This window comes from Actinospineispora eucalypti, assembly GCF_039543365.1.
Lineage (GTDB): Bacteria > Actinomycetota > Actinomycetes > Mycobacteriales > Pseudonocardiaceae > Pseudonocardia > Pseudonocardia eucalypti.
This window is the reverse complement of sequence record NZ_BAABJP010000008.1, coordinates 275,830-296,735: the sequence shown is the minus strand read 5'-3', so window position 1 is coordinate 296,735 and position 20,906 is coordinate 275,830. Positions and strand designations below refer to the sequence as shown.

The 20,906-nt window shown below is 72.9% G+C and carries 20 protein-coding genes; 15 read left to right on the top strand and 5 right to left on the bottom strand.

Going from position 1 to position 20,906, the window contains the following annotated elements:
* Positions 1 to 38: 38 nt before the first annotated feature.
* Positions 39 to 983: an SDR family oxidoreductase gene (locus ABEB12_RS12365; RefSeq protein WP_185061698.1), complete on the bottom strand. Its 945-nt coding sequence runs from the start codon at positions 981 to 983 to the stop codon at positions 39 to 41.
* A gap of 103 nt (positions 984 to 1,086) precedes the next feature.
* Between ABEB12_RS12365 and ABEB12_RS12360 the strand changes: the two genes are divergently transcribed.
* Complete coding sequence (locus ABEB12_RS12360; protein WP_185061699.1) at positions 1,087 to 1,926, top strand: MmyB family transcriptional regulator; 840 nt, start codon at positions 1,087 to 1,089, stop codon at positions 1,924 to 1,926.
* A 5-nt stretch (positions 1,927 to 1,931) separates the two neighbouring features.
* On the opposite strand, the gene ABEB12_RS12355 is transcribed toward ABEB12_RS12360, so the two are convergent.
* Complete coding sequence (locus ABEB12_RS12355) at positions 1,932 to 2,897, bottom strand: MBL fold metallo-hydrolase (RefSeq protein ID WP_185061700.1); 966 nt, start codon at positions 2,895 to 2,897, stop codon at positions 1,932 to 1,934.
* A 74-nt stretch (positions 2,898 to 2,971) separates the two neighbouring features.
* On the opposite strand from ABEB12_RS12355, the gene ABEB12_RS12350 reads away from it, so the two are divergent.
* From ABEB12_RS12350 to ABEB12_RS12305, 10 genes are all read left to right on the top strand, one after another.
* Positions 2,972 to 3,868 (top strand): LysR family transcriptional regulator, encoded by an 897-nt coding sequence (locus ABEB12_RS12350; protein ID WP_185061701.1) that lies wholly within the window; start codon positions 2,972 to 2,974, stop codon positions 3,866 to 3,868.
* Positions 3,869 to 3,988: 120 nt separating this feature from the next.
* On the top strand, positions 3,989 to 5,287 hold the full coding sequence (locus ABEB12_RS12345; protein ID WP_185061702.1) for an extracellular solute-binding protein: 1,299 nt from the start codon (positions 3,989 to 3,991) through the stop codon (positions 5,285 to 5,287).
* Positions 5,284 to 6,150: an ABC transporter permease subunit gene (locus tag ABEB12_RS12340; RefSeq protein ID WP_221498150.1), complete on the top strand. Its 867-nt coding sequence runs from the start codon at positions 5,284 to 5,286 to the stop codon at positions 6,148 to 6,150. The genes ABEB12_RS12345 and ABEB12_RS12340 overlap by 4 nt, the downstream gene beginning before the upstream one ends.
* On the top strand, positions 6,147 to 6,995 hold the full coding sequence (locus tag ABEB12_RS12335; RefSeq protein WP_345702765.1) for a carbohydrate ABC transporter permease: 849 nt from the start codon (positions 6,147 to 6,149) through the stop codon (positions 6,993 to 6,995). Before ABEB12_RS12340 ends, ABEB12_RS12335 begins: the two co-directional genes overlap by 4 nt.
* 10 nt (positions 6,996 to 7,005) lie before the next feature.
* On the top strand, positions 7,006 to 9,777 hold the full coding sequence (locus tag ABEB12_RS12330; RefSeq protein ID WP_185061703.1) for a hypothetical protein: 2,772 nt from the start codon (positions 7,006 to 7,008) through the stop codon (positions 9,775 to 9,777).
* Entirely contained in the window at positions 9,767 to 10,879 is a 1,113-nt protein-coding gene (locus ABEB12_RS12325; RefSeq protein ID WP_185061704.1) for a glycoside hydrolase family 88 protein, read from the top strand. Before ABEB12_RS12330 ends, ABEB12_RS12325 begins: the two co-directional genes overlap by 11 nt.
* On the top strand, positions 10,876 to 11,637 hold the full coding sequence (locus ABEB12_RS12320) for an amidohydrolase family protein (RefSeq protein WP_185061705.1): 762 nt from the start codon (positions 10,876 to 10,878) through the stop codon (positions 11,635 to 11,637). Before ABEB12_RS12325 ends, ABEB12_RS12320 begins: the two co-directional genes overlap by 4 nt.
* On the top strand, positions 11,637 to 12,377 hold the full coding sequence (locus ABEB12_RS12315; RefSeq protein WP_185061706.1) for an amidohydrolase family protein: 741 nt from the start codon (positions 11,637 to 11,639) through the stop codon (positions 12,375 to 12,377). Before ABEB12_RS12320 ends, ABEB12_RS12315 begins: the two co-directional genes overlap by 1 nt.
* 24 nt (positions 12,378 to 12,401) lie before the next feature.
* The gene (locus ABEB12_RS12310; protein WP_185061707.1) at positions 12,402 to 12,974 is read left to right on the top strand and encodes a TetR/AcrR family transcriptional regulator; all 573 of its coding nucleotides are present in this window, start codon (positions 12,402 to 12,404) and stop codon (positions 12,972 to 12,974) included.
* Positions 12,967 to 14,298 carry an MFS transporter gene (locus tag ABEB12_RS12305; RefSeq protein ID WP_185061708.1) on the top strand — a complete coding sequence of 444 codons (1,332 nt, stop codon included), beginning with the start codon at positions 12,967 to 12,969 and terminating at the stop codon, positions 14,296 to 14,298. The genes ABEB12_RS12310 and ABEB12_RS12305 overlap by 8 nt, the downstream gene beginning before the upstream one ends.
* Positions 14,299 to 14,702: 404 nt before the next feature.
* Here the strand turns inward: ABEB12_RS12305 and ABEB12_RS12300 are convergent, their stop codons facing one another.
* Complete coding sequence (locus ABEB12_RS12300) at positions 14,703 to 16,523, bottom strand: HNH endonuclease signature motif containing protein (RefSeq protein WP_185061709.1); 1,821 nt, start codon at positions 16,521 to 16,523, stop codon at positions 14,703 to 14,705.
* 56 nt (positions 16,524 to 16,579) lie between these two features.
* On the opposite strand from ABEB12_RS12300, the gene ABEB12_RS12295 reads away from it, so the two are divergent.
* Positions 16,580 to 17,119, top strand: a complete 540-nt coding sequence (locus ABEB12_RS12295) for a DUF1697 domain-containing protein (protein WP_185061710.1) — start codon at positions 16,580 to 16,582, stop codon at positions 17,117 to 17,119.
* Here the strand turns inward: ABEB12_RS12295 and ABEB12_RS12290 are convergent.
* Together ABEB12_RS12290 and ABEB12_RS12285 are read right to left on the bottom strand one after the other, a co-directional pair.
* On the bottom strand, positions 17,116 to 17,757 hold the full coding sequence (locus ABEB12_RS12290) for a LysE family translocator (RefSeq protein ID WP_345702764.1): 642 nt from the start codon (positions 17,755 to 17,757) through the stop codon (positions 17,116 to 17,118). The two genes, ABEB12_RS12295 and ABEB12_RS12290, sit on opposite strands and share 4 nt — an antisense overlap.
* A gap of 9 nt (positions 17,758 to 17,766) precedes the next feature.
* Positions 17,767 to 18,765 carry a GTP-binding protein gene (locus ABEB12_RS12285; protein ID WP_185061711.1) on the bottom strand — a complete coding sequence of 333 codons (999 nt, stop codon included), beginning with the start codon at positions 18,763 to 18,765 and terminating at the stop codon, positions 17,767 to 17,769.
* Between the two features lie 35 nt (positions 18,766 to 18,800).
* Here ABEB12_RS12285 and ABEB12_RS12280 point away from each other — a divergent pair, with 35 nt between their 5' ends.
* From ABEB12_RS12280 to ABEB12_RS12270, 3 genes are all read left to right on the top strand, one after another.
* Positions 18,801 to 19,853 (top strand): isopenicillin N synthase family oxygenase, encoded by a 1,053-nt coding sequence (locus tag ABEB12_RS12280; RefSeq protein ID WP_185061712.1) that lies wholly within the window; start codon positions 18,801 to 18,803, stop codon positions 19,851 to 19,853.
* A gap of 70 nt (positions 19,854 to 19,923) precedes the next feature.
* A complete protein-coding gene (locus ABEB12_RS12275; RefSeq protein WP_185061713.1) occupies positions 19,924 to 20,301 on the top strand; it encodes a PH domain-containing protein in 378 nt (125 codons plus the stop codon).
* Positions 20,302 to 20,515: 214 nt separating this feature from the next.
* A complete protein-coding gene (locus ABEB12_RS12270) occupies positions 20,516 to 20,905 on the top strand; it encodes an RNA polymerase sigma factor (protein WP_185061714.1) in 390 nt (129 codons plus the stop codon).
* The last annotated feature ends 1 nt before the right edge of the window (position 20,906 follow it).

Sequence of the window (20,906 nt, the reverse complement as noted above, 5' to 3'; positions counted from 1 at the left end):
CGCGTTGCGCCTGCTCGCCCAGGCGAGCCGGTCCTGACTCAGCTGTCGGGGAAGGGAACCTTCGTGAGCTGTTCGGAGACCCGCCAGATGCGCTGGGCCTGCTCGGTGCCGCGAAGGGGTGAGTAAAGCTTCTGCCGGCCGGGCGGGCCGCCCAGGTGCCCGGGTCCGCGCGGCCCGTAGAACCCGCCACGTTCGGCGTCGGGGGAGGTGGCGGCGTAGAGCGCCGGCAGTTGCGCGGTGTGGACCGTCCCGAACAAGATGCCGCGGGCGGACAGTGCCCGGATCATGCGCACGGCCATCGTGTCCCGGTCGCGTCCGACCTCGGGTCGGGCGGCGAGCAGGTTCGTCGGAACGACCCCGGGGTGGGCGAGGTTGCTGGTGATCCCCCAACCCTGGGCGCGGCTGCGCCGGTCGAGTTCGAGGCCGAACAGCCCGAACGCGATCTTCGACTGGCGGTAGGCCTTCATCCCGTTGTAGGCGCGTTCCCAGTTCAGGTCCTCCCAGTTGATGGCGCCCTGGTTCGCCGCCACGCTGACCTGTGACGTCACCCGGGCGTTGCCGGTGCGCAGCAGCGGCAGCAGGTGGGCCACCAGGGCGAAATGGCCGAGGTGGTTGGTGCCGAACTGGAGCTCGAACCCATCGGCGGTGGTCTGCCGGTCGGGCGGGGTCATGACGCCGGCGTTGTTGACCAGGATGTGGATCGGCCGGCCTTCCCCGCGCAGGGTCTTGCCGAGGGCGGCGAGGGAGGCGAGCGAGGACAGGTCGAGCTCGCGGAGCGACACGTCCGCGTGCGGGGCCGCCCGGCGGATCGCGGTGAGCGCGGCCGCGCCCTTGCCCGGGTTGCGAACGGGCAGGAGCACTTCGGCCCCGGCGGCGGCCAGCCTGGTGGCGAGGCCGAGCCCGATGCCGTCGCTCGCTCCGGTGACGACGGCGCGCCGGCCGGACAGGTCGGGGACGGCGATGTCGAGGGGTTTGCGTGCCATGGGCCCACCGTCGTGGAGGACGCGGCCGTTATCCAGGACCGCTCGATCCGTGGCTGTGGGGATGCGCGCGCGGTAGAAAAGAGCGTCGAAGGAGGCGCGCACGGTGATCGATCGGACCGGACTGGCGGAGTTCCTCCGGCGCCGCCGGGAGTCGCTGCAACCCGAGGACGTCGGCCTCCCGCGCGGGCGCCGCCGCCGGACCAGCGGGCTGCGGCGGGAGGAGGTGGCCGCGCTGTGCCACATGTCGACCGACTACTACGCGCGGCTGGAGCGGGAGCGCGGCCCCCAGCCGTCCGAGCAGATGATCGCCTCGATCGCGCAGGGACTCCACCTCTCCCTGGATGAGCGGGATCACCTGTTCCTGCTGGCCGGGCAGGCCCCGCCCCGGCGGGGCGCGGACAGCGAGCACATCAGCCCCGGCCTGCTGCGCATCCTCGACCGCCTGCACGACACTCCCGCTGAGATCGTCACCGAGCTCGGCGAGACCCTGCGGCAGACCCCGCTCGGCGTGGCGCTCACCGGCGACCTGACCGCCTACAGCGGCCCGGCCCGCAGCATCGGCTACCGATGGTTCACCGACCCCGCCACGCGTCAGCTCTACGCCCCCGAAGACCACCCGTTCCTCACCCGGATGTTCGCCTCGGGCCTGCGCGGGGTGGCCACCCTGCGGGGTCCCGGTTCCCGCGCGGCCCACTACGCCGAGCTGCTGCTGGCCCAGAGCGAGGAGTTCCGTCGGGTGTGGAACGACCACGAGGTCGGCATCCGGCCCAACGACGTGAAAAACTTCGTCCACCCGGAGGTCGGGGCGTTGGAGCTGACCTGCCAGACGCTGCTCGATCCGAACCAGTCGCATCTCCTGATCGTCTACACCGCCGTTCCCGGCAGTGCGAGCTACGAGAAGCTGCAACTGCTGTCCGTCATCGGAGCGCAGGCGCTGCGCTGAACGGCTCAGCGGCAGGCCGGGGGTGAGTTGTCCGGGTTCTCGGCGGACAGCTCGCGCGCGACCGAGGCCACGTTCAGCTCCTGCAGGTTGGGCAACGAGGCCACCCTCGGGTAGCCCGGGTAGCGGCGCTCCAGCTCGGCCAGGATGTCGCGCTGCTCGGCCGGGTCCAGCCGGGCGCCGGCCGGCGAGGTGGGTGCCGTCGCCGGGCGAACCAGGGCCCGGAAGTCGCGCAGGTAGGCGCGCTGTGCGGTGATCTGCGCCGCCGCCCTGCCGGGCGCGCCGTGCCCGGGGTAGCCGGTGTCGGCGTCCGGGAAGCGCTGGGCCAGCCGGTCCAGGTTGGTCAGCCAGCCGCAGGTGTGACCCTCCAGCAGCGCGGGCGTGACCCGGTCCCCGACGAGGTCGCCGGCGAACAGCGCGCGGCTGGCCGGCTCGTAGTACGCGGTCGCGGTCTCCGACTCGCCCGGGTCGAACTGGGCGGTCTCCAGACGTACGCCACCCAGGTCCAGCGGCTGTCCGGCCGCGAACGTGCGGTCCGGGTGGGTGAGCTGGGCCGGGAAGTCCGGGTCGGCCTGTTTGGCCAGCGGGTAGAAGCCCAGCGGGTCCGCGCGCATCCAGGCGGCGGTGGCCTCGGAGGCGTAGATCGGCACGTTCGGGAACTCCTCGCGCAGTGCGCCCGCCCCGCCGACGTGGTCCGGGTGCGGGTGGGTGAGCAGGATGGCCACCACCGGGCGGCCGGTGCGCTTGATCTCCGCCGCCGCCTGGTGACCGCCGGCCACGTTCCGCCCGGTGTCGAACACCAGCAGGCCCTGGGGCACGCGCAGCCAGTAGGTGTTGACCGAGCCCGGGTTGGGCGAGGCGAACCGTCCGACCGGCTCCTCGGGCGTGGGCGGGGCGGCGGTGGTGGCGGTGCCGGAGCAGGCCGAGCACAGCAGGGCGGCGGCGAGCAGGCCGAACAGGGACCGGGGCAGCATTGCGCCAGCCTCGCGGACGGGTCGGGTCTGATCAACGGTCGATCGGTGATCCCAGCGAGTAGCATCGCTCATCGATGTGGGAGTCGGTGGAGTTGCGCGAGATCCGGGTGTTCCTCGCCCTGGCCGAGGAGCTGCACTTCGGGCGCGCCGCCGAGAAGTTGGGCCTCACCCAGTCGCGGGTGAGCCAGAGCCTGCGCCAGCTGGAGGGCAAGGTGGGCGGCCAGCTGCTGCACCGGACCAGCCGCCGGGTCTCGCTCACCCCGCTCGGCGAGCGGTTTCGCGAGCGGGTCGGCGGGGCGTACCGACAGCTGGCCGAGGCGCTGCAGGCGAGCCCCGACACCGGCGGCACGCTGCGCCTGGGCACCTTCGAGCCGTGCTCGGCCGGCCCGCACCTGAACGCGATCATCGCCCGGTTCGAGGCGGCGCACCCGGACTGCGAGGTGCAGGTCAGCGAGATCAGCCACGGCACCGATCCGCTGGACGCACTGCGCCGGGGGGAGGTCCGGCTGCTGGCCATCCGGCTGCCGCTGGTCGCCGCCGACCTGGCCGTCGGCCCGGTGCTGACCCGCGAGCCCCGGGTGCTCGCGGTGGCCCGGACCCATCCGCTGGCCGCGCGGGCCTCGGTCACCCTGGAGGACGTGGCGGACTACCGGGTCACCGAGTGCTTCGGCGTGCCGCGCAGCATCATGCGGGCGTTCGTGCCGGCCGCCACCGCCGGCGGGCGGCCGCTTCAACGGATCCCCAACAGCCCGGTGAAGCCGTACGAGGTCGCCTCGCTGGTCGCCCGGGGGAAGGTCGTCCACCCGACGGTGCCGTCGTTCGACGACTTCTTCGGCCAGCCGGAGATCACATACCGCCCGCTCACCGACCTGCCGCCCCTGGAGTCCGCGCTGGTCAGCCGGCGTGACGATCCGGACCCGAGGGTGGCCGGGTTCCTCCGCGTCGCCGCCGAGGTGCTCTCGGTGTCCTGACACTTGGGCTCGGTTGCGCGGACCGGCGGACCGGCCCGCCGCGGCCGTCCAGGCGACCTTCGGAACCGGCAGCGCGAGAAACGCTTTCCCCAGCGGGAGATCGCTGTCAGGATCAACCGTGTGCGGGCGCATCGACGGGCGTGGCTGGCCGCCGCTTGCCTGCTCGTGCTCACCGCCTGCGCGCCCGGCCCGCTGGAGCAGCCGCCGGTGCCGCCGGGGCCGATCGATCCGGCCAGCTTCCGCGGCCAGTCGCTGGACTATGTGTACTTCACCGACGGGCCCGACGAGGCCGCGACGCGAGCCCAGCTGGCGCGGTTCGAACGGGAGACCGGCGCGCGGGTGAACCTGCAGATCGTGCCGTTCGGCGATCTCGAGCAGACCCTGCAGGGGCGGATCAACAGCGGCCAGCCGCCCGGGGTTGCCCGGGTGAACAACTGGCGGCCCTACGCGGATGCGCTGGTCGACCTCAAGGGCTACTTCGGCGCGCACTACCCGGACCGGTTCGTGGAGGGCACGGCGCTGGCCTCGCAGACCGCCGACGGGCGTATGCCGGCGGTGCCCAGCGACCTGTCCATGAACGGCCCGCTGGTGAACGTGGACGCCTTCGCCCGCGCCGGCGTGCCGGTCCCGCCGGTGGACAAGCCGTGGACCTGGGACGAGCTGGTTGCCGCCGCGACGAAGGTGCAGCGGGCCAACCGGATGGAGTCGGCGATCGCCATCGACAAGTCCGGCCACCGGCTCTCCAGCGTGCTGAGCGCCTACGGGACCACCATGATGGGCCCCGACGGACGGTCCGGGATGGACCCGGAGAAGGCCGGCCGGGCGCTGGACATGCTGAACCGGCTGGCCCGGTCGGGCGGCCTGCTGAGCGACTTCTGGCTGGAGTCGGGCAGCCGGTACAAGGGGGCGAACGAGCTGTTTCTGGCCCAGCGGGTGCCGGTGTACCTGTCCGGGAACTGGCAGGTCGGCCAGCTGGCGAAGACCGCGAAGTTCAACTGGGCGGCGGCGCCGAACGCGTGCGCGGAGCGTTGCGGCGGGTTCCCCGGCGGGAAGTATCTGATCGTCTTCTCCGGCGCGCCGAACCCGGCGCTCGGCGCCTACTTCGCCGACTGGATGAACAGCGCCGAGGCCCAGCGCGCCCTGGACGAGCAGGCGTTCTGGCTGCCCACCCGGAAGGACCTGCTGGCCGCCGGCATCCGCTACCCGGCGCGGGAGGCGGACATGGCGGTCTTCCTGGCCGAGGTCAACCGAACGCCACGGGACACCTATCTGGCCAACGGCAGCCCGGTGTTCGACGTGTCGGCGAAGCTGCTGGTGCGGGAGTTCGGCCGGCTGCTGGTGGGCGGCCAGGACGTGCCGGACGCGGTGCGGAACGTCCAGGCCGGGGTGGCCGAGCTGCTCGCCAAGGTGGGCTCGTGAACCGGCACCGGATCGCGCCGTACCTGTTCGTGCTGCCCAACATGGTGCTCTTCGCGCTGTTCACCATCTGGCCGGCGATCAACGGGTTCAACATCAGCCGCTACGACAGCTCGAACGGCCGCACCTTCCGCCCGGTCGGCGCGGGCAACTACGCGGAGCTGGCCGAATCGGCGGAGTTCTGGCGGGTGGCCGGGCAGACCGCGGTGTTCGTGGTGAGCCTGGTGTTGCTGACCACCGTGGCGTCCACCGCGCTGGCCCTGCTGCTGCACGCGCAGCGGCGGGCGGCCGGGGCGTTCCGCGCGGCGTACTTCGTGCCGTTCGTGGTCTCCCCGGTGGTCGCCGGGCTGATCTGGTCGCTGGCCCTGGAGCGGCAGAACGGCCTGGTCAACGCCGTGCTCTCCGAGTTGGGGCTGGGTCGGCCGGGCTGGTTGTTGGACGGCCGGCTGGCCATGGTGGTGATCATCGGCGTCGGCCTGTGGGCGCAGCTGGGCTTTTACGCATTGATCCAGCTGGCCGGGCTTCAAGGCATCGACGCCGGCCTGTACGAGGCCGCCCGGATCGACGGCGCCAGTGGCTGGCAGCAGGTCCGGTCCATCACCCTGCCGCTGCTGCGGCCGACCACCCTGGTGGTCGTGGTGCTGGCCACCATCCACGGGTTCCAGGCGTTCGACTACATCTACACGCTCACCGGCGGAGGGCCGTTGGGCGCCACCACGTTGATCGTGCAGTACATCTACGACTCCTCGTTCCAGTCCCCGATCCGCTACGGGCTGGCCAGTGCGGCCGGGGTGGTGCTGTTCGTGACCGTGCTCGGCGTGACTCTGGCCAACTACCTGCTCGGACGCCGCCGGGAGGTCATGTGAAGGGCTGGACCTCGGTCGGTGGCCGCCGAGCCCCGGGCACCGGCGACGTGCTGCGCACCACCGTGCTGCTGGCCGGCGCGCTGGTGGTGCTGGCGCCCATCGTGTGGGCGGCCCTGTCCTCGCTCAAGTCGCCGACGGAGCTGGCCCAGCGGCCGCCGAGCCCGTTGCCCCGCGACCCGAGCCTGGACAACTACACCGAGGCGCTCACCTCCTTCGAGTTCGGCCACTACTTCCTGAACAGCGCGATCGTCACCGTCGCGGCGACGGTGCTCACGCTGACGGTGAACTCGATGGCCGCGTTCGCGCTGGCCAAGTACAACTTCCGGGGCCGGGACACCCTGTTCCTGGTCAGCCTGGCGACCATCATGATCCCGCTGCAGGTGATCTTCCTGCCGGTGTTCCAGGTGGTGTCCTCGCTGGGTCTGGTGAACTCCCTGTGGGGCATGATCATTCCGGCGGCGGCCACGCCGACCGGGGTGTTCCTGCTGCGCCAGTACATGCTGGGGCTGCCGGACGACCTGATCGAGGCGGCGCGGATCGACGGCGCGGGGGAGTTCCGCGTGTTCTGGCGGATCGTGCTGCCGTTGTGCCGTCCGGCGCTGGCGGTGCTGGCCATCTTCTCGGTGATCTGGCGCTGGAACGACTTCCTCTGGCCGCTGATCGTCGCCCAGGACGACTCCACGTACACCCTGCCGGTGGCGCTGGCCCGGTTCTCCGGGCAGTTGGTGGTGCCGTTCCACCTGGTGCTGGCTATGTCGGTGTTGTCTATCGTGCCGGTGCTGCTGATCTTCCTGGTGCTGCAACGACAGATCATCGCCGGCATCGCGCGGACCGGCCTGAGATAGGAGGACACGGATGGCGTTCGGGCCCACCGGCCGGACGGTGCACGCCCTGGACGGCGGCGGCTACCTACGGGACTGGTTGGTGGGTCCGGCCTGGTCCGCGCCGTGCGACGACCTGGCCGGCGTGCTGGAGGCGGCCGGCTCGCCGTGGGGTGAGCACGGCCGCTGGATGCTCACCAACGGCCCGGACGTGGCTCCGGTGAAACGCGCGCTGCACGCCCAGCGCCCGCTGGTCCTGGACCAACGCCTGCCCGAGGTGGTGGAGGGCGGCGCCTTCACCTGGGTGGCGCCGGGCAAGCACCGGGAGGACGCCGGCCGGTGGCGGCGGGTGCGCACCGGCCGGGACGGCCTGGTGGACTGGAGCCGGTTCTGCCATACCCCGGAGTACCGGCACGCGGTGGCGGCCTGTCTGCTCGAGGTGGACCAGTCCGAGCCGCGCACCCTCGAGGTGGCCTCCACCGGGCCGTTCGCCCTGTGGCTGGGGGACGAGCTGGTCGCGGTGCACGACGACGTCTCCTACATGCAACCGGTGCGGCACGCGGTCTCGGTATCGCCGCGCTCCGGCGCGACCCGGCTGGTGCTGAGCACCTGGCAGGTGGCCTTCCGGGAGTGCCGGCACGTGGCCTCGGTACGGGTGGCGGACGGTCCGCCGGTGCGTGTGGTGCTGCCCTCGCCCGGGGCCGACGAGTACGCCTCGGCGCTGGCCGAGCGGGTGCTCGACCGGGTCGGGGTGCGTTCGTGGGCGCTGCCGGACGGCATCGTGCGGCTGACCGGTCCGGTCGGCGCGGCGCTGTGCGTGGCGGCGCCGGACGGCCCGCCGAAGCGGGTGCGGCTGGTGGACGGGACCGCGGAGCTCCCGCTGGCCGAGCTGACCGGGTCGGAGCTCCCCCCGGCCGAGCCGCCGTCCGAGCCCGCGGATCCCACGGCGGAACTGTCGTCCGGCCGGGTGGATCCCACCGCGGAGCCGCCGGCCGGTCCGGCCGATCCCGCCGCCGGGCCGAGCGCGTCCATGCTGACCACGGGCGAGACCGAGCTGACCGTGCGCCTGGACGACCCCCGCTGCCCGGTGCGGCGCACGCTGCGGGTAGCCGCGTTGCCCGCGCACCGGCGGGCCGAACCGGTCGGCGCGGATCCGGCGGTGTGGCGGGCCGAACTGCTGCGGCACGTGGCGACCGGGCAGCCCGGCGTGGCCAGGGCGCTGGCCCGGCACGCGCTGGACGAACCCGGCCTGGCCGGCGACGACCTGGACCCCGCGCTGGGCATGGTCACCACCAGGGCGGACTGCGCGGACTTCGAGGCGGTCGGGCTGCTGCACCTGCTGCACCGTGTTCCGGCGGACCGGTGGCCGGCCGGCGCCCGGGAGCGGGTGGGCGCGGCCCTGCGCGGCTTCAAGTACTGGATCGACCAGCCCGGCCTGGACGCCATGTGCTATTTCACCGAGAACCACCAACTGGTCTGGCACACCGCCGAGCTGCTGGCCGGCGAGGCGTACCCGGACGAGGTGTTCCCGAACAGCGGCTGGACCGGAGCCCGGCACGCCGAGCACGGCCGCGAGCTCGCGGTCGAGTGGATGCGGCGCAAGCTGGCCGGCGGGTTCAGCGAGTTCGACTCGAACGCCTATCTGGCGATCGACTCGCTGGCCCTGGTGTCGCTGGTCGAGCTGGCCGCCGATGCCCCGGTGCGGGAGCTGGCCGAGGCTCTGCTGGACAAGTTGCTGCTCACGCTGGCCGCCAACGGGTGGCGCGGGGTGCACGGCGCCGCGCACGGCCGGTCTTACGTGCCCACCCTGCGCTCCTCCCGGTTCGAGGAGACCGCACCGATCATGTGGCTGCTCTGGGGCACCGGGTCGCTCAACGCGGCGGTGCTGCCGGCGACCGCGCTCGCGCTGGCCCGCCGCTACCGGCTGCCGCCGGTGGTTCGCGCGGTGGCCACCGAGCTGCCTGCCGCCTGGGAAGGGCGGCAGGTGTACCGGGGGTCGTATCGGCCGAAGCATGACCTGCTGGACCGGCCGTACGGATCCGACCTGCGAATATGGCGCACGCCGGATGCCATGTTGTCCAGCGTGCAGGACTACAGGGCCGGGCTGCCCGGGCTGCAGGAGCACGTCTGGGGTGCCACCCTCGGCCCGGAGGTGCAGGTGTTCGCCGGCCAGCCGGCCGCCGACACCACCAGCCCGTCCGCCCGGCCGAACGCCTGGGCCGGGCAACGGGTGCTGCCCAGGGTGCACCAGCACCGCGACGCGTTGCTGGTGGTCTACGGTTCGGGCACCAGCCGGCTGTGGTTCCCCGCACCGCTGATGGACGAGACCGCTCGGGCCGGGCCATGGCTGGCCGGCCGCGTGGCCGACGGGTACGTCGCGGTCGCCGCCCGGGGCGGCTTCACCCCGGTGCGGGCGGGGGAGGAGGCTGGCCAGGCCTGGCTGGCGGCGGGAGGCGGCCGCTGCTACGCGGTGCTGGTCGGCCGGCGGGCGGTGCACGGCGGGTTCGCCTCGTTCGTCGGCTCGCTGGTTGCCCCCGGGTTCACCGAGGAGGAAGTGGTCTTGGACGTGCCGGACGGACGGCGGCTGGAGCTGTCCTGGACGGGTCCGTTCCTGGTGGACGGCGTGCCGGACGGGCTGGACGAGGACGGCCGGCCGGAGCACCCACCGCACCTGGACAACCCGGCCGTGCGCCTGCCGGGCGGCGCGGAGCGCCTGGAGGCGAGCTGGGGCGGACACCGGCTGGTGCTGGACCTGGTCGCGGGCCGGCGCCTGGAACCGACGTCGGGGGCGTCCGATGGCGGGTGAGGACCTGACCAACGCGCGGCTCGCCGCACCGCCGCGCGCGCCCCTGCCGGCCGACGGGCTGACCAGGGACGCGCTGCTCGCGCTGGGCGACCGGGTCACGGCCGGCACCTGGGGGATGGGCCTGCCGGACTGGTTCTGGGGCGAAGGAGTGTGCCTGCTCGGCCTGGTCCGGCTGGCCGAGGCGCGCGGGGAGCGGTTCCCACCCCCGGTGCTGCAGTGGCTGGCGGGCCAGGTGGCGCGGGGGATCCGGGTCGACCACGTCAACCACCTGGCGCCGGGTACCGCGCTGGCCATGGTGCCGGTCCAGTCGGCCGAGGCACAACGGGTGCTGAAGACGCTGGTGACCTGGTTGGACCGGCCCGGCGCGGTGACCCGGGACCGCGCCGGCGCACTGGAGCACTGGCCGGGCGGGGTGTGGGCGGACACCGTGTTCATGGCCGGGGTGTTCCTCGGCCGGGCCGCGGTGGCGCTGGGCGATCCGGAGCCGCTGCGCGCATTCGCCGAGCAGCTGCTGCGGCACGCCGACGTACTGCGCGATCCGGTCACTGGCCTGTACGCGCACGGCTCACACCGCGGCGAGGTGATCCGGTGCTACTGGGGGCGGGCGAACGCGTGGGCCGCGCTGGCCGCGGTGGAGTTCCTCGAGCTGGTCGCCGGGCCGGCCGCCGAGTTGGCCGAGGGGCTGGACGCCGAGGTCGACCGGGTGCGGCGGAACCTGGCCGCCCAGCTCATCGCGCTGGCCCGGCGGCAGCCCGGGCATGGCGTGTGGAGCGTCCTGGTTGACGACCATCCCGAGGTCGCGGGCCTGGTGGAGACCTCGGCGGCCGCCGGGATCGGCGCGGCCATGCTGCGCGCCGGTGCGGTGCTACCCAGCCTTCCGGTCGGGGTGGCGGAGGCCGGCTGGCTGGCGGTGCGCGGCGCGCTGGCCTACGTCGAGCCGGACGGGACGCTCGCCCGGACCAGCGCGGGCACGGTGTTGCAGCTGGTGCCCTTCGGGTACTCGGTGATCCGCGACGACCGCCCGCAGCTGTGGGGCCAGGGACTGGCGCTGCACGCCATCGCCGCCGCGCTGCGGGCGGCCGACCGAGGGGAGCACCCGTGAGCGCGCCGGTGGCCGACATCCTGGACGGGCACACGCACGTGGACGAGGTGCCGGCGCTGGGCTGGATCGACCCGCCGGACAAGCTGATCGCCCTGCTCGACGAGGCCGGGGTGCGGCAGGCGGTCGTAATGACCTATACCGAGTATCCCGGGTTCAACCCGGGCGCACTGGACTACCTGGCCGGCGTGGTGGCGCACTACCCGGACCGGCTCATCGGGTTCGTCCGGGTGCATCCCTGGTACACCGAGGACATGCCGGGGATCATCGACCGGGCCATCGGCTCGCTGGGCGTCAAGGGGGTCAAGCTGCACCCGGTCGGCACGCTGGACCATCCGGCCAGCGACGCCACCGTGCGGGTGCTCGAGCTGGCCGCGGCGAGGAACGCGCCGGTGCTGTTCCACTGCGGGGACGAGCCGATGACCACGCCGCTGGCCATCGCCGAGGCGGCCCGGCGGGTGCCCGAAGCGACGATCATCCTCGGCCACATGGGCGGGTTCTTCCACGTCCGGGAGGCGATCGAGGTGGCGCAGCGGCTGCCCAACATCGTGCTGGAGACCTCCGCGATGCCCTACCCGGCGGCGATCGCCGAGGCGGTCCGCCGGGTCGGCGCGGAGCGGGTGATCTACGGCAGCGACGGTCCCGGCTGCCCGCCGCGCCTGGAGGTCCGCAAGGTGCTGGCGGCCGGCCTGGACGACTCGGCGCAACGGGCCGTGCTCGGCGACAACATGCGGCGGCTGCTGGCCGGGGTGGACGCCTGATGGACACCGTCGACGCGCTCGCCTTCGTCGGGCCCAACCTGTTCGGTGTGACGCAGCGCCCGGAGGATGTCCTCGCGGGCGCGGCCCGGGCCGGCATCTCCACCACGGTGGTCGTGTGCGCCCGGCCGCCGGAGTACCGGCTGGAGGCGGGCAACGACGCGGTGGCCGCGCTGGCCGGGGAACACCTGGCGGTGCTGCGCGGGCTGGCCAGGGTCGACCCGAACCGCCCGGACGCCGCCGCCGAGCTGCGGCGCTGTTTCGGCTCGCTGGGCCTGCGCGGGCTGTTCCTGCACCCCTGGGAGGAGGTCTTCCAGATCAACGATCCCCGGGTGGAGCCGGTGCTCCGGGTGTGTGCGGAGTTCGGCCGGCCGGTGGTGGTCGCGGCCGGGTACCCGTGGGTGTCCGAGCCGCTGCAGGTGGCCGACGTGGCCGGCCGGTATCCGGGGCTCCGCTTCGTGCTGACCAACGGCGGCCAGTTCAACATCAGCGGGCTCGGGCAGACCGACGCCCGGCTGGCGCTGCGCCGGTGCGAGAACCTGCTGCTCACCACCACCGGGGTGTACCGGCAGGACTTCATCGAGTCGGTGGCCCGGGAGTACGGGGCGCACCGGTTCCTCTATGCCGGCGGCAGCCCGCACTTCGACCGGGACTACGAGCTGCTGCGGGTCTCCGAGGCCGCCCTGCCGGAGGAGGACCGCGCGATGCTGCGGGCCGGGACGGCCCGTTCGTTATTCGACTAGACACATCCAAGTACAGTTATGAACATGGATGTTCGCCACCGAACGGTACCGTCCCGCCCGTCGCTGCTGCAGACCGCGACCGAGGTGCTGGTGGCCGACCCCGGCGCGTCCCTGGCCGATGTGGCGCGCGCCGCCGGCATCGGCCGCACCACGCTGCACAAGCTCTACCCGACCCGGCACGCCCTGCTGCTCGCGCTGGCCGAGGACGCACTCGACCAGCTGGAGCGCACCTACCGGGAGGTCGGCCTGGACGCACCCGGCCACGAGTTCCCGTCCGTGCTGGGCCGGCTGGTCACCGCGCTGCTCCCGCTCGGCGCGCGCATGGAGTTCCTGTTCCGCGAGCGCTCACTGGACGCCGAGGCCGGCCTGATGGCGCGGCTGGACGTGCTGGACGCACCGGTGCGGGAGCTGGTCGGCCGGGCGGTCTCCGCCGGGGTGCTGCGCGCCGACCTGCCGGCGGACTGGGTGGTCGCCGCGCTGAACTCCCTGGTCTACAGCGCCTGGGAGCAGGTTTCGCTGGGGCGCCTCGCGCCGGTCGCCGCCCCCGGCATGGTGCTGACCACCCTGCTCGACGGGGCCGGGGCCCGGGATGGCTAGCGCGGAGCGCGCTGCCGAGCGTGCGCCCAGTTCGGCGCGCCCGGGAGACGCTGGCGCGGGCCTGACCGGCACCCGCCCGCTGGCCGACCCGTTGTTCCGCCGGCTGTGGCTGGGCGAGGCGCTGGCCTCGGTGTCCGAGCAGCTGTTCCTGGTCTGCCTGACCCTGCTCGTGCTGGATGTAGCCGGCGCGGGCACCACCCTGGGCCTGGTGCTGGCCGTGGCAGCGGTGCCCCGCGCGGTGCTGCTCCCGCTGGGCGGGCTGCTCGCCGACCGGGTGCCGCCGGTGCGGTTGGTGGTGGTGAGCACCGCGCTGCGCACGGCCACGCTCGGCGCGCTGGCCGCGCTGGTGTTGTTCGGCCGGCCGTCCCTGGTGCTGATCGCCGCGCTGGCCGGGTTGCTCGGGGTGCTGGACGCGTTCTACTACCCGGCCTCGCTCACGCTGCTCCCTCGGGTGGTCCCACCCGCCGGGCTTACCAGGGCGAACGCGCTGGTGCAGGGCGCCGAGTCGGCCGGTGACCTGTTCGGGCCCGCGTTGGCCGCCGGGCTGGTCGCGGTGGCCGGGCTGGGAGGCGCGCTCAGCGCGGTGGTCTGCCTTTACCTCCTGGCCACGATCGCGCTGGTCGCCTTCGCCCGCCGGTTCGGCCGGCGGGTCGGGTTGTCGACCCGCGCTCGCTCGTCGACCGCCCCGCCGGACGAGTCGTCCACACACCGCGATACGGCACGGCCGGCCGGGTTGGCCGGGTTGGTGGAGGGCGTCCGCTACGCGCTCGGCGAGCCGGTGGTGCGGGGGATGCTGCTGGTGATCGCGGTGCTCAACGTCGCCGTGGTCGGGCCGATCATGGTTGGCGGCGCGGTGCTGGCCGAGCAACGGCTGGGCGGCGCGGCGATGCTCGGCCTGGTGTTCACCGGGTTCGGCATCGGGTCGGCGGTCGGCCTGCTCGCGGCCGGCGCGCGGCCGCCGAAACACCGGGGCGCGGTGTGTGCCGGCGGCACGGCCACCATCGGGATCGGGCTGGCCGGGCTGGGTATGGCGCCCAATCTGGCCTGGGCCATCGCGGTGTGCGCGGTGATCGGTGTCGGCGCCGCCTACCTGGGGGTGGTGCTGGTGGCCTGGCTGCAGGAGCTGGTCCCGGTGTGTCTCTCCGGCCGCGTGATGAGCCTGGTCGCGTTGGCGGCGGTGGCCCTCGACCCGCTGTCCTTCGCGCTCGCCGGTGCCCTGCTGCCCGCCGGCTTGCCGATGCTGTTCGGCGCCTGCGGCGCACTGGTGCTGGTGGCCGCCAGCATCGCCGCGCTGTCCACCCGGTCACGACTCCCGACCGGCTGAACCGACCAGCACCATGCCCGATCCCGTGAGGTGACCCAGGTAGCCGCAGGTGGCCACGGTGGTTACCGCGCGGCCGCTGGGTCCGGCCAGGAACCGGCGAGTCGCCCAGCGGACGGAAGTCAACAGCAGCGCCCCAGCCACCGAGTGCCCCAGCCGAGTACCACCAGAGCGGCGACGAATGCTCCGGTGCCCGGCGCCCAGCGGCCAGCCCGATCGCCAGGCCTCAATTGTCGAGGCTGGTCGTTGTTGGGCGGCTGGCACCCGCGGCCCGGGTGGCGAAACCGGCACCGCAGGCCGTGAAGACCACGCAGACGCCACCCGCGCCCCGCGCCCGAGCGGGCCGTCCGCACCCGCAGGAATCTAAGTGATCAACGCCTTGCGACGTCGTGGGTGTACCGGCAGGTTCAGAAGGGCGGCGGATCCTCCTGTGGGTCGGTGATGCGTTCTCCTCGGGTGTGATAGGCCCGGCCGAGCGGGCTGGTCCAGATGAACCTCCCGGGCTGAGGTTGGGTGACGATCCAGTCTCCTTCGTGTTTGAGCCGATGGTCGTGTTTGCAGCCTGGTCCCAGGTTGGTGTGAGTGGTGAGGCCGCCGTGTTGATGGTCGTGGGTGTGGTCCTGCTCGGACTGGGTGGCGGGGCGCCGGCAGCCGGGCGCGGTGCAGGTGCGGTCGCGGATCTGCACGTATCGGCGCAACCCATTCCCAGGAAACCGCCGTCCCGCCTGGCCGTCGAGGTCCGTGTCGGGCGTGGTGCGGGCGTGTTGGTATTGGGTGGCGATGTCGCCGATCACCCCGGCCCAGGCGGGTGGTGGGTCTTCGGCCAGTCGGGCCAGGACGGTGGCCGGGATGGCCAGTTCGACGATTCCGCCGTCGGCGTGGTGTCCGGGTGGGCCGGTGGTGGGTCTTCGGCGGGTGAGGCCTTCGGCGAGTAGGTAGCCCTCGTGGTCGGTGACCGCCCACCGCCACTGGCCGTGGTGTTGGCGGGCCACCGCCCGTCGCGCGGTGTCGGCGAGAATTGGCCCCCAGCCGGGTAGTTCGCCGGGGAGCTGGTTGACCCCGGCGAGGCTGTCGAGCCGGGCGCGGACCTCGATCCCGGCCACCCGTCCGAGGGGTTCGCGTTCGCCGGCCGTCTTTCGAGACACGGAAGCCGGCTGGTCGTCGCGCGGGCCATCCCCGGCCAGCGGGGCGTCATCTGGTGCCGTCCAGTCCGGCTCGGCACGATCCAAACGGTCCCCGTCCGGCTCGGCGCTTTCTGGTTCGGCGCTTTCTGGCACGGCGCTGTCCGGTTCGGCGCTGTCCGGTTCGGTGCCCGCCGGGTGTTCGGCCGTTACTGGTTTGTCCGTCGTGGCTTTTAGGGGTGTGGCTCGCACCGGCGTCGCTTCGGTGGTTGGGGGTTTGGCCGGTGGGGTTTGGGTCTGGGTGGCCTCGGCGAGCAGAGCGGTGATCATCTCTGTGTGGGTCAGGTGGTGGAAGCGGCCGTCCAACAAACGCAGGTAGATGTCCGCGCGCAGCTGATCGATCCGGCCGGGGTGTCCGGCGCGTTTCGCCGCTCGGGCCAGCGCGGCGATGCGTTCGGTCGCGGCGGCGGCCTCGTCCGGGGGTAGACCCGACGCGCTGATCACCGCGGTGCCGTCCGGGTTCAGGTAGCCCACCACCGCCCGCTCACCCAACGCCCGCTGATAAACATCCTCGGCACGATCCGGATCCGCGGTGAGGATCAGTTTCAAGATCCGGGCGCGTAGCTGGCCGGTGGTCAACCCTGGCGCCGCCGCCAATACCGCGTTCAGCACCTTGGCGATCAACCCGGCCGGTAGGCCGGCCAGGTGGTGGACGAACACCCACGCCCGGTCCCGGTCGATCCGCCCGGCCAGCATCTCCGCGTGCACGGAGGGCAAGCCTCGACACAGGAGGTAGGCGAACTCGGACTCACTCCACCCCTGCCGCCGCGTCATCACCAGCGCGGCCCGAACCTCGTCTGGCGCGAAGCGATCCGGCTCGGCCAACCGGGCCACCGAATCCGGCCCGGCGGACGGGTCGCGTTCCAGGGTCGAGGCGACCGCCCGCAGATATACCCCGTCGGTATGCGCGCGCTGCCGGGCGGAGGCCTGCAACACATCGATGACCGAACCGTTCGGCACCGCCGTCACATCCACCGACGCCAACACGGCGGCCAGCTCCGGACCGACGGGCATCCCCGCCAGCCGCTCACCAAGCCCGTCGCTCATGTGTTCGATTATATGTTCGACCACCGACACTTTTCGGCGGACCGTAGGCTGAGCTGGTGACGCGGTATGCGTTGCTGCTGAAGGGTGTCAACGTCGGCGGCAAGAAGAAGATCGCCATGGCGGAGCTGCGGGAGCTGCTGGCCGGGCTCGGCCACACCGATGTGCGGACGCTGCTGAACAGCGGCAACGCCGTGTTCGACAGCCCGAGTAGCGACCGGGCCGGCCTGCTCGAGGACATCGAGGAGGCGCTCGCCGGGCGCTACGGGACCCGGGTGGCCAGCCTGCTGCGCACCGGACCGGAGCTGGCCGCCGTGATCGCGGGCAACCCGCTGGTCACCGCCGAGACCAACGGTTCGCGCATGCTCACCCTGTTCCTCTCCGAGACGCTGGACCCGGATCTGCTCGCCGTGCACGACCCGACCGCGTTGGACCCGGCGGCCGTCAGGCTCGGCGACGGCGTGATCTACCAGTCATGCCCGGACGGCATCCTCAAGGCGCCGGACGTCAGCACCTTTGTGGAAAAGCGGTTCAAGATCGTGGTGACCGGCCGCAACTGGAACACCGTGCACAAGCTGCACGCGCTACTGACCAGCTAGCGTTCCACCGCGAGGCGGATGCCCAGGCCGACGAACAGGGTGCCGGACGCGACGTCCAGGTTTCGGCGGGCCGCCCGCCTCCGGCGCAGCCAGCCGCCGATCCGCCCGGCCAGCACCCCCACCGTGCCGTCCACCAGGAACTCCAGCGCGATGAACACCACCCCGAGCACGGCGAACTGCGCCCACACGTGACCCAGCGCGGGGTTCACGAACTGGGGCAGGAACGCCAGCGTGAAGGTGACCATTTTCGGGTTGATCAGATTGGTCAGCGCGCCCTGCAGGTAGGCCCGCCGGCCGGAGGCGACCCCGGCCCCGGGCGCGTCGTCCAGCGCGCTGCCCCGGTCCCTGATCATTCGAATGCCCAGGTAGATCAGGTACGCACCGCCGACCACCCGGACGACGGTGAACACGGTCGGCGCCGCCTCGAACAGCGCGGCCAGGCCGGCGGCGGCCAGCGTGATATGTACGGCCTCGCTGGTGGCCACGCCGGCCGTTGCCAGCAGGCCGGCGCGTGGGCCGCCCCGCGCGCCGCAGCCCAGCACGAACAGCATGTCCGGCCCCGGGGCGAGCATGGCGATCAGCGACGTCACCACGAAGACCGCGAACAGCTGCTGGTCGACCGGCAAATCGAAGATCATCGCAACCTCCTAGTTGAAGGTGTACCGGAACACGGCGAGCATGTCGTCGGGCTCGGCCGGTGAGGTCCGTTCGCATTCGCGCAGGGCGGCCCGAACCGGGTCGAGGGCCACCCCGGAGCCGATCAGGTCCAGCGTGGTCCGCCGCGCCGCCCCGCGCGGCCACGGCCCCCGGTCGAACCGCAGGTAGCGGCCGACCGCGTGCACCTGGAAGCGCTCGCGGTGCCCCGCCACACCGAAGTTGACGAAGCCCTTGACGCGGTACATGCCTTCCGGGCGTTCGTCCAGGAAGGCCATCAGCCGGCGAGGGTCGATTGGCCGGTCGCTGGCGAAGGAGAGCCCTTCGTACGCCGCGTGCAGGTGGCCGGCGTGGTCGTGCGGGGCCTGCCCGAGCAGCAGCTGCCGGCCGGCCACCTCGCCGATGTCGAACAGCAGCGCCGGGTCGACCGCGCCGTGGGTGGCCGGCACCAGCGGTGCCCTCGGGTTCAGCGAGCGGCAACGGTCGCGCACCGAGGCCAGGCCGTCGGCGCCGGCCCGGTCGGCCTTGTTGAGCACCACCAGGTCGGCCAGCCCGACGTGCCGGTCCAGCTGGCCGTGCCGGGCCCGGGTGCGCTCGAACTCCACCGCGTCGACCACCTCGACCAGTCCGCCGAACCGGGTGTTCGGGTTTCCGGACGTCAGCACCAGCTGCACCAGCTCACCCGGCTCGGCGATACCACTGGCCTCGATGACGATCACGTCCAGGCCGGCCTCCGGCGCCGCCAGCTGGGCCAGCAGCGGGGCCACGCCCTCCTCACCGACCATGCAGCACAGGCAGCCGTTGGTCAGCGGGACCATCCCGGCGGCCTGGCCGCCGACCAGCATCGCGTCGATCCCGACGCTGCCGAAGTCGTTGACGATCACCCCGATCCGGGTGTCCAGGCTGCTGGCCAGCAGGTGGTTGAGGAGCGTGGTCTTGCCCGCCCCGAGGAAACCGGCGATCACCAGGACCGGAATCTGTCGCGCTCGCACCAGGCATGCTTATCATCGCCGGCGGGGGTGCTCACATGGCGGTAGCGCAGACCACCGGCGGCGTGCTTTCCGTACCGGTGATCGACATCGGCCCGTTCCGGAGCGGCGGCGAGGTTGAACGGGACGCGGTGGCGGCCGCCGTGGACGGCGCGGCACGCACCGTCGGCTTCATGCAGGTCGTCGGGCACGGCATTGCGGACCGCACCATCGACGCGTTCGTCGCCGCGATGGACGACTTCTTCGGCCAGGACACCGGATTCAAGGCCGGTTACCGCTGCCCGCCGGGGGTGAACCGCGGCTACACCCCGCCCCGGTCGGAGGCGCTGGCGAACAGCCTCGGCCTGGTCAGCGCGGCGGACCTGTTCGAGGCGTTCAACGTGGGCGCGCAGGCCCGCGACTTCCCCGGGCTGGACCTGCCGCCGGCGGACTACCCGGACAACGTGTGGCCACAGCTGCGTGGCTACCGGGACGCGGTGACCGACTGGTTCGCCGAGGCGGGCGGGGTGGCCCGGACCATGACCAGGATCTTCGGCCGCGCCCTGGGCCTCGGCGAGGACTACTTCACCCCGGTCACCGACCACTCGGTGGACGTGCTGCGCACCATCAACTACCGGCCGCCGCCCGCCGGCACCCGGCTGGAACCCGAGCAGCTGGGCATGGGCGCGCACACCGACTACGGGATCGTCACCGTGCTCTGGGCGGACCCGGTGCCCGGCCTGCAGATCCTGGGCGGCGACGGCGGATGGCACCCGGTGACCCCGGCCCCGGGCGCGCTGCTGGTGAACCTGGGCGACGGCCTCGCCCGGTGGACCAACGACCTGTGGATCTCCACCATGCACCGGGTGGTGCCGCCGAGGCTGGACGGACAGCTGGTCCGGCGGCGGTCGGCCGCCTTCTTCCACGACGGCAACGTGGACGCGGTGATCTCCCCGCTGCCCACCTGTGTGGGTCCGGACCGTCCGGCGCGGTACGAGCCGGTGACCGTGGGAGAGCACGTGCGGGCCAAGCTGGCCGGCTCGCGGGGTGGCGCACTCACCGAGGGCGCCGAGCGGGAGGTCGCCCGGCTGCGTGGCGGGACACCCGGATAACCCCGAAATATCCTGGCCCGCCGCGGCAACCTCGGGAGACCCTGTCGGCACACCGTAGGGAAGGATTGCAGTGGGTCTTCTAGATGGGGTCATGGGGAACGCCTCCCGGGTCGATCCGGGCGCCGCGACCCGCGAGTACGGACGGCTGCTCGGCCAGGGCGAGCAGATACAGGCCGCCTACCGGCTGATCCGGGACGTCATCCTGTTCACCAACGGGCGGTTGATCTTCGTCAACAAGCAGGGCATGACCGGCAAGAAGGTGGAGTACCAGTCGGTGCCCTACCGCGCGATCACCAGCTTCAGCGTGGAGACGGCCGGCACCTTCGACCTGGATGCCGAGCTGACCGTGTGGGTCTCCGGCCGGCCCGCGCCGCTGTCGTTCAAGTTCGGCAAGGGCGTGGACGTGTACGAGGTGCAGGCCGCGCTCGCCGCCTACGTCGCCCGGTAGCTCCGCACTGGCGTCTCCCGCGCGTGCCTAACTGGGCACGCGCTCGGCGGCGCGCTCCGCGCTGACGTCTCCCCGCGCGCGCCTAATTGGGCACGCGCTCGGCGGCGCGCTCCGCGCTGACGTCTCCCCGCGCGCGCCTAATTGGGCACGCGCTCGGCGGCGCGCTCGGCGCGCCGGGCTCGCCATCCGGGGGCCGCCGGGAGATGCTAGTCGGATGGCCGCCGAGGAGACGTGGACCAGTGCGGAGTGCGCGCGGGCCTGGGGGATCAAGACGCCGACCTGGCTGGGCTACGTTTCCCGGGGCCTGGCGCCCGAGCCGCTGCCCGGTTTCGACGACCGGAACCGCCGGCGGTGGGACGCCGGCGCGGTGCGGGAGTTCCCCCGGCCGGGGGTGGGCCACTCCCGAGCCGGGGCGAGCGCGGAGGCGGACCGGTTGCTCGCCGAGATGCGGGACGTGGCGGCGCGGATCGAGGAGCTGCGGGCCCGCCAGCGTGAGCTGCTGACCATCGGCCGGGACGAGGGCCTCGAGGTGCAGTCGATGTCCCGCGCGCTCGGGATCTCCCGGCAGACCGCGTACGGCTGGCTGGGCCGCGCACCCTCCTGAC

Excerpts from the sequence above, each read along its gene's own strand:
- ABEB12_RS12350 (WP_185061701.1), top strand. The coding sequence starts at position 2,972 with ATGTGGGAGTCGGTGGAGTTGCGCGAGATCCGGGTGTTCCTCGCCCTG.
- ABEB12_RS12305 (WP_185061708.1), top strand. The coding sequence starts at position 12,967 with ATGGCTAGCGCGGAGCGCGCTGCCGAGCGTGCGCCCAGTTCGGCGCGC.
- ABEB12_RS12280 (WP_185061712.1), top strand. The coding sequence starts at position 18,801 with ATGGCGGTAGCGCAGACCACCGGCGGCGTGCTTTCCGTACCGGTGATC.
- ABEB12_RS12365 (WP_185061698.1), bottom strand. The coding sequence starts at position 983 with ATGGCACGCAAACCCCTCGACATCGCCGTCCCCGACCTGTCCGGCCGG.
- ABEB12_RS12330 (WP_185061703.1), top strand. The coding sequence starts at position 7,006 with ATGGCGTTCGGGCCCACCGGCCGGACGGTGCACGCCCTGGACGGCGGC.
- ABEB12_RS12325 (WP_185061704.1), top strand. The coding sequence starts at position 9,767 with ATGGCGGGTGAGGACCTGACCAACGCGCGGCTCGCCGCACCGCCGCGC.
- ABEB12_RS12270 (WP_185061714.1), top strand. The coding sequence starts at position 20,516 with ATGGCCGCCGAGGAGACGTGGACCAGTGCGGAGTGCGCGCGGGCCTGG.
- ABEB12_RS12355 (WP_185061700.1), bottom strand. The coding sequence starts at position 2,897 with ATGCTGCCCCGGTCCCTGTTCGGCCTGCTCGCCGCCGCCCTGCTGTGC.
- ABEB12_RS12290 (WP_345702764.1), bottom strand. The coding sequence starts at position 17,757 with ATGATCTTCGATTTGCCGGTCGACCAGCAGCTGTTCGCGGTCTTCGTG.
- ABEB12_RS12315 (WP_185061706.1), top strand. The coding sequence starts at position 11,637 with ATGGACACCGTCGACGCGCTCGCCTTCGTCGGGCCCAACCTGTTCGGT.
- ABEB12_RS12300 (WP_185061709.1), bottom strand. The coding sequence starts at position 16,523 with ATGAGCGACGGGCTTGGTGAGCGGCTGGCGGGGATGCCCGTCGGTCCG.
- ABEB12_RS12310 (WP_185061707.1), top strand. The coding sequence starts at position 12,402 with ATGGATGTTCGCCACCGAACGGTACCGTCCCGCCCGTCGCTGCTGCAG.